This is a genomic window from Ruegeria sp. CDSC051 (assembly GCF_059610665.1).
Genome location: NZ_JBXWOC010000012.1, coordinates 88,885 through 95,234, shown reverse-complemented (window position 1 = coordinate 95,234; position 6,350 = coordinate 88,885). Strand labels below are relative to the sequence as shown.

General features: G+C 57.5%; 6 protein-coding genes. 1 reads left to right on the top strand and 5 read right to left on the bottom strand.

Annotated elements, in window-relative coordinates; genetic code table 11:
* Positions 1 to 93 precede the first annotated feature (93 nt).
* The 5 genes from AC2FH0_RS20135 to glyA form a co-directional block, all read right to left on the bottom strand.
* The gene (locus AC2FH0_RS20135) at positions 94 to 516 is read right to left on the bottom strand and encodes a universal stress protein (protein ID WP_282022287.1); all 423 of its coding nucleotides are present in this window, start codon (positions 514 to 516) and stop codon (positions 94 to 96) included.
* A gap of 78 nt (positions 517 to 594) precedes the next feature.
* Positions 595 to 1,968, bottom strand: coding sequence for an alanine/glycine:cation symporter family protein (locus tag AC2FH0_RS20130; RefSeq protein ID WP_282022286.1), 1,374 nt, complete (start codon positions 1,966 to 1,968; stop codon positions 595 to 597).
* Positions 1,969 to 1,993: 25 nt separating this feature from the next.
* Positions 1,994 to 2,938, bottom strand: coding sequence for a lipoyl synthase (gene lipA, locus AC2FH0_RS20125; RefSeq protein WP_496692962.1), 945 nt, complete (start codon positions 2,936 to 2,938; stop codon positions 1,994 to 1,996).
* Between the two features lie 14 nt (positions 2,939 to 2,952).
* Complete coding sequence (gene lpdA, locus AC2FH0_RS20120) at positions 2,953 to 4,335, bottom strand: dihydrolipoyl dehydrogenase (protein ID WP_496692961.1); 1,383 nt, start codon at positions 4,333 to 4,335, stop codon at positions 2,953 to 2,955.
* 9 nt (positions 4,336 to 4,344) lie between these two features.
* Positions 4,345 to 5,598: a serine hydroxymethyltransferase gene (glyA, locus tag AC2FH0_RS20115; RefSeq protein ID WP_496790186.1), complete on the bottom strand. Its 1,254-nt coding sequence runs from the start codon at positions 5,596 to 5,598 to the stop codon at positions 4,345 to 4,347.
* A gap of 180 nt (positions 5,599 to 5,778) precedes the next feature.
* Here glyA and AC2FH0_RS20110 point away from each other — a divergent pair, with 180 nt between their 5' ends.
* Entirely contained in the window at positions 5,779 to 6,348 is a 570-nt protein-coding gene (locus tag AC2FH0_RS20110) for a helix-turn-helix domain-containing protein (RefSeq protein WP_282022285.1), read from the top strand.
* Positions 6,349 to 6,350 lie beyond the last annotated feature (2 nt).

Sequence of the window (6,350 nt, the reverse complement as noted above, 5' to 3'; positions counted from 1 at the left end):
CAGCCCGCAAAATCAACCAACTTCCCACCCAACTCAACATGCAAACCATGCAAAGGCGTGCGCTTAATATCCGTCATTTCAGGTACCTTTCGATCAGCGGGACTGGTCACGAACAACCATGACGGTGCAATGCGCATTGCGCACCACGCGTGCCAGGTTCGGACCAATTTCATAATTCGGGAAATCGCCCTTGGTCGACGCCATGACGATCATGTCGAAGCTCTCTTTGTGAGCGAACTTCAGAATTTCGCGGTAGACGCTGCCCTCTTGGACATGGACAGCTACGCCCGCAGCGCCACCATTGTCCAAAATGGTCTGAACCGCGTTGCGCACATGTTCTCTGGCGCCCGCGCCATAATTGGCAGGCAGGTTCGGAAGCTGGATGATCTCGGGGATGACGGCGACCGCGTGCAGTTCGGCACCGTAGAATTTCGCCTGTTCCAATGCGACCGGCAATGCCTGTTTCCAGGAACGGTCGTCAGAGTGATCAATCGGCAGCAGGATTTTCGTGGCCATCACGCCTCTCCTCGAGATAGGAATTCTGTTTCAAGTCGGGGGGCCGGAATGGCCCCCCGTAGGTTTTCAGTGCCCGGTTTATTCGGCAGGCGTGCCACCCGGCTCTTCAGACTTGCCACCGGAGGCAAAGAACTCTTTCGTCAGTTTGAAGACGATGGGGCTCAGCAAGGCCAGGGCGATCAGGTTCGGGATGGCCATCATGGCGTTCAGCGTGTCAGCCAGCAGCCAGATAAAGCCCAGATCCGCGGTTGCGCCGAAGTAGATCATGATAATCCACAAGACGCGGTATGGCACCAAAGATTTCACACCCAACAGGAACTCGACGCATTTTTCGCCATAGAACGACCAACCGAGGATGGTGGTAAAGGCAAAGATCGACAGCGCAATGGCGATCAAGTAGCCACCAATGCCCGGCAACGACATTTCGAAGGCGGCCGAAGTCAACGCGGCACCGGATTCACCCGTGGTCCACGCACCTGAGGCGATGATTGCCAAACCGGTGATCGAGCAGACGATGATAGTGTCGATGAAAGTGCCCAGCATCGCGATCAGGCCCTGGTTTACCGGACCTTTGGTCTCGGCTGCGGCATGAGCGATTGGGGCGGAACCCAGACCGGCTTCGTTCGAGAAGACACCGCGCGCCACACCAAAGCGGATGGCGGCCCAAACGGCGGCGCCCGCAAAACCACCTTCGGCGGCCGAGGGTGTGAAGGCGTAGGTGAAGACCAACGACACAGCATTGCCGATTTCACCGATATTGATCAACAGAACCAGCAGACCCGCGATGATATAGGCAATCGCCATGAACGGAACCAGTTTACCGGCAACGGCACCGATACGCGTGATACCACCCAGGATTACAGCGGCGGTCAGAACCATCAGCACCACACCGGTGACCGAGGTATTCAGGCCGAAATTGGCTTCGAGAACCTGTGCAACACCATTGGCTTGCACACCGTTGCCGATACCAAAGGCTGCAACTGCGCCGAACAGGGCAAATGCAACACCCAGCCAGGCCCATTTCGCACCCAGACCGTTCTTGATGTAGTACATCGGACCACCGACAAAGTTGCCCAGCTCGTCCTTCTCACGGTATTTCACCGCCAGAACAGCCTCGGCATATTTGGTGGCCATGCCCACCAGGGCGGTCATCCACATCCAGAACAAAGCGCCCGGACCGCCCAGGAAGACAGCAGTAGCAACACCGGCGATGTTACCCGTACCAATGGTCGCCGACAGCGACGTCATCAGTGCGTTGAACGGGCTGATCTGCCCATCGCCCTGACTTTCTCGACCGGCGAACAGCAGCTTAAAGCCCGTGCCGATACGCAGGATCGGCATGAATTTCAGCCCCACCTGCAGGAAGAAGCCAACGCCAAGAATGAGGACCAGCATCAGCGGCCCCCACACGACGCCATTGATGGCCCCTACGATTGAATTTAACGCTTCCATGGTATTCCTCCCTAGCGCGTTTGGATTATGCCCCGGCAGCAATCGCCCTTTGGCGAGCTTGCTTGAGGGCGGCAAAGTCTTCGTCCGCGTGGAACGACGAACGGGTCAGCGGCGTGGCTGACACGTGCAGAAAGCCCTTTGAGCGTGCGATCTGCTCAAGCTGGGCGAATTCTTCCGGTGTCCAGAACCGGTCAATCGGGTGATGTTTTGCGGTCGGCTGCAGATATTGCCCCACTGTCAGAAAATCGACCTGAGCCGCGCGCAGATCGTCCATGACCTGACGCACGTCATTCAGGCTCTCGCCCAGGCCAACCATCAAGCCGGATTTGGTAAAGATCTCGGGGTTGGCGCGCTTGGCATCGTCCAACAGACGCAGCGAAGTGTAATACCGCGCGCCCGGACGCACCGTGGGATACAGATGCGGAACCGTTTCGAGATTGTGATTGAATACGTCGGGGGCGGCCGCAAATACCAGATCGGCCGCGTCCCCTTTGCCCAGAAAGTCGGGGGTCAGAACTTCTACCGTTGTGCCGGGATTCTGGTGGCGCACAGCACGGATGGTTTGGGCAATATGTTCAGCGCCGCCATCAGCCAGATCATCCCGGTCAACCGAGGTGATCACGACATGACGCAGGCCCAGCTTTTTCACCGCAACGGCCACACGGCCGGGTTCGAACTGGTCCAGAGCGTCGGGGCGGCCAGTGGCAACGTTGCAGAAGGAACAGCCGCGGGTACAGACCTCGCCCATGATCATCATGGTGGCGTGGCGCTTGGACCAGCATTCGCCGATATTTGGGCAAGCAGCCTCTTCGCAAACGGTAGCCAGATTATGGTCACGCATCAGGCGGCGGGTTTCGTAATATTCTGAGCTTTCAACCCGTTTCTTCCGAATCCATTTCGGTTTACGCGGAATGACACTGTCAGCCTTTTTGGCTTTTTCCGGGTGGCGAGGTCGAAGCTGGATGGTCATCTGGCTGATCCTCGTTAAGCGTGAATCGCACGGCCCAGGGCGTCAAGGCAGGCCTCTTTGACCGCCTCGCCCATGGCAGGGTGCGCATGACAGGTTGCGGCAACTTCAGCAACTGTTGCGCCTTTGGTCATGGCCAGAACCAGCTCGGCAATCAGGTCGCCGCCATGCGCGCCGCAGATATGCGCGCCCAGGATTTGACCGTCATCGCCAGCCAGAACCTTGACCGCACCATCCGTTTCACCGGTCGAACGCGCCCGAGAATTGGCCATGAAGGCGAACTTGCCGACCGCGTAGTCAGTGCCAGCCTCTTTCAGCGCCTCCTCGGTCAAACCGACCGAGGCGACCTCGGGGTCGGTGTAAACCACGCCCGGAACGGTGTTGTAATCCACATGCCCGGCCTGACCGGCCAGGATTTCGACACAGGCGACGCCGTCTTCTTCGGCCTTATGCGCCAGCATAGGTCCGGGCACACAATCACCAATCGCATAGATACCGGGCACCGAGGTCTGGAACGCTCCATCGACCTCGATAAAACCGCGTTGGTTGATGGCAACGCCCAGATCTTCCAACCCCAGTCCGCGCGTCACAGGGCGGCGGCCTACAGCGATCAGGACCTTGTCGGCCTCGATCACTTCTTCCTTGTCCTTGCCAACTCGGTCCACGATCAGGGACAGGCCCGCGTCGGTTTTCCCGACCGATTTCAACGCCCTGCCCAGTTGGAATTTCAGCCCGCGCTTTGACAGGGCGCGCTGTGCCAGCTTGGCGATCTCTCCATCAATGCCGGGCAGAACACGGTCGAGATATTCAACCACCGTGACTTTGGCACCCAGACGCGCCCAGACCTGACCCAGTTCCAATCCGATGACACCGGCACCGATCACCACCAGATGATCCGGCACGGTGTCCAGCGCAATCGCCCCGGTTGAGCTGAGGATATCTTGCTCGTCAATCTCAATCCCCGGCAGCGAGGTGGGCTCGGACCCGGTGGCGATCAGGATGTTCTTTGCCTCATGGATCGTGTCGCCGACCTGAACCTGCCCTGCAGCCGGAATACTGGCCCAACCTTCGATCAGGTCGATACCGTTCTTTTTGAACAGGAATCCGATCCCTTTGGTCAGGTCACCAACGATCTTGTCCTTGCGCCCCATCATCGCGCCGATGTCGATGCTGGCCCCCTCGACCTCAATGCCATGGGAGGAGAGATGGCTGATCTCGGCATATTTGGCCGAGGAGGTCAGCAACGCTTTGGAGGGTATGCACCCCACATTCAGACAGGTCCCGCCAAGAGCACCCCGCCCCTCGACGCAAGCGACATTCATGCCCAGCTGAGCGGCACGAATGGCCGCTACATATCCGCCGGGGCCACCGCCAATAACGATCAGGTCATAGGTGCTCATGATTTAACCTCAATAGATCTGATGGCTCGCGCACAGGGCGCGGACTTTTTCACGAGTTTCTTTTTCGACGGTCGCATCCCCGTCAGAAGACTGAGCCAAAGCGTCCAGCACGTTGCCAATCAGATGACCGATCGTCGTAAACTCTTCGGGGCCAAATCCACGGCTGCATCCGGCAGCGGTGCCCAGACGAATACCACTGGTAATCGTTGGCTTTTGCGGATCGCCGGGAACACTGTTTTTGTTGCAAGTAAAACCTGCACGCTCAAGCGCGGCTTCGGCATCTTTGCCGGTCACGCCGATGGGGCGCAGATCGACCAACATCAGATGGTTCTCGGTTCCGCCAGAAACGATGTCACAGCCTCGCGCCATCATCACATTCGCCAAAGCCGCCGCGCTGTCGACTACGCGCTGCATGTAGGTTTTGAACTCAGGCTTCAAAGCTTCACCAAAGGCTACGGCCTTGCCCGCGATCACATGCATCAGCGGGCCACCCTGCAGACCCGGAAACACAGCCGAGTTGATCTTTTTGGCCAGTGTTTCATCATTGGTCAGGATGATCCCGCCGCGTGGTCCACGTAGGGTCTTATGAGTGGTCGACGTCACCACATGAGCGTGCCCAACAGGCGACGGATGCAGCCCAGTCGCCACCAGCCCCGCGATATGCGCCATATCTGCCAGCAGCCAGGCCCCAACCTTGTCAGCGATTGCCCGAAAGCGCGCAAAGTCGATTTTCTGCGAATAGGCCGATGCGCCCGCGATGATCAGCTTGGGCTTCTCAGCTTCTGCCAATGCCTCGACCTGATCATAATCAATCAGCCCGGCATCGTTCAGACCGTATTGCACCGGACGGAACCATTTGCCCGATTGCGCGGGTTTCGCGCCGTGGGTCAGGTGCCCGCCAGCATCCAGCGACATTCCCAGTATCGTGTCACCGGGGCTAAGCAGCGCCAGCTTGACCGCTCCATTCGCCTGAGCACCGGAATGAGGTTGTACGTTTGCGTATTCGCACCCAAACAGTTTCTTCAACCGCTCGATAGCTTCGGATTCGACCTCGTCGACATATTCGCAGCCACCGTAATACCGGCGACCGGGATACCCTTCGGCGTATTTGTTGGTCAGCACAGACCCCTGCGCATCAATCACCGCCTGCGAGACGATGTTTTCAGATGCGATCAGTTCGATCTGATCCGCCTGACGGCCACCCTCACGGGAAATCGACGCAGAGATTACCGGATCGGCCTCAGCCAGCGACGTTTTAAACATGGTCTCCTCCCACGGTTCCGAATCCAAATTGCGAAACTTTGTTTCCTATAGTGGAATTTTCATCCTTAAGGCAACATTTTTCTTACAATGGTGAATTTGATTTTGATTGGAAATTATGCAAGCATCGATAAAACAGGGGGATTTCACGTGGCAGAAGAGAATTTAACGGATGTTTCCGGAATGGACGATCAGGACGAGGGTATGGCTCTGGGCCGCTCGATCCGCGACGCGCGCCGTGCAAAAGGCTGGACATTGGAAGAAGCCGGTCGTGCTGCCGGGATCGGTCGATCAACCCTGTCAAAAATCGAAAACAACCAGACAAAGCCCAGCTTTGATATTGTTCGGCGGCTCACACAGGCGCTTGACCTCAGTACACCGCAGCTGTTTCTACAGTCCGGTCAATCGGGTATATCAGGCCGTCGCGATTATACGCCCAAGGGCGACGGTGAGATCAAGGACACCTCCACATATATCCATGAGTTGCTGTGTTCAGAGCTGACCAGCAAACGGATGCTGCCCTATATCGCGACAATCAAGGCGCGCGACATTTCCGAATTTGATAACTGGATTCGCCATTCTGGAGAAGAGTTCATGTTTGTCCTCAGCGGAGAGCTGACTTTTGTGTCGGAACACTACCGTCCGCTGCCGATGAAAGCCGGGGACTCGCTCTATTATGACAGTGGAATGGGGCACGGCTGTATTTCAACCAGTACCGAAGATGCCCGTGTGCTTTGGGTATCGCTGGAATAGCC

Coding starts and splice junctions, on each gene's coding strand:
- AC2FH0_RS20135 (WP_282022287.1), bottom strand. CDS start 516: ATGGCCACGAAAATCCTGCTGCCGATTGATCACTCTGACGACCGTTCC.
- AC2FH0_RS20130 (WP_282022286.1), bottom strand. CDS start 1,968: ATGGAAGCGTTAAATTCAATCGTAGGGGCCATCAATGGCGTCGTGTGG.
- lipA (WP_496692962.1), bottom strand. CDS start 2,938: ATGACCATCCAGCTTCGACCTCGCCACCCGGAAAAAGCCAAAAAGGCT.
- lpdA (WP_496692961.1), bottom strand. CDS start 4,335: ATGAGCACCTATGACCTGATCGTTATTGGCGGTGGCCCCGGCGGATAT.
- glyA (WP_496790186.1), bottom strand. CDS start 5,598: ATGTTTAAAACGTCGCTGGCTGAGGCCGATCCGGTAATCTCTGCGTCG.
- AC2FH0_RS20110 (WP_282022285.1), top strand. CDS start 5,779: ATGGACGATCAGGACGAGGGTATGGCTCTGGGCCGCTCGATCCGCGAC.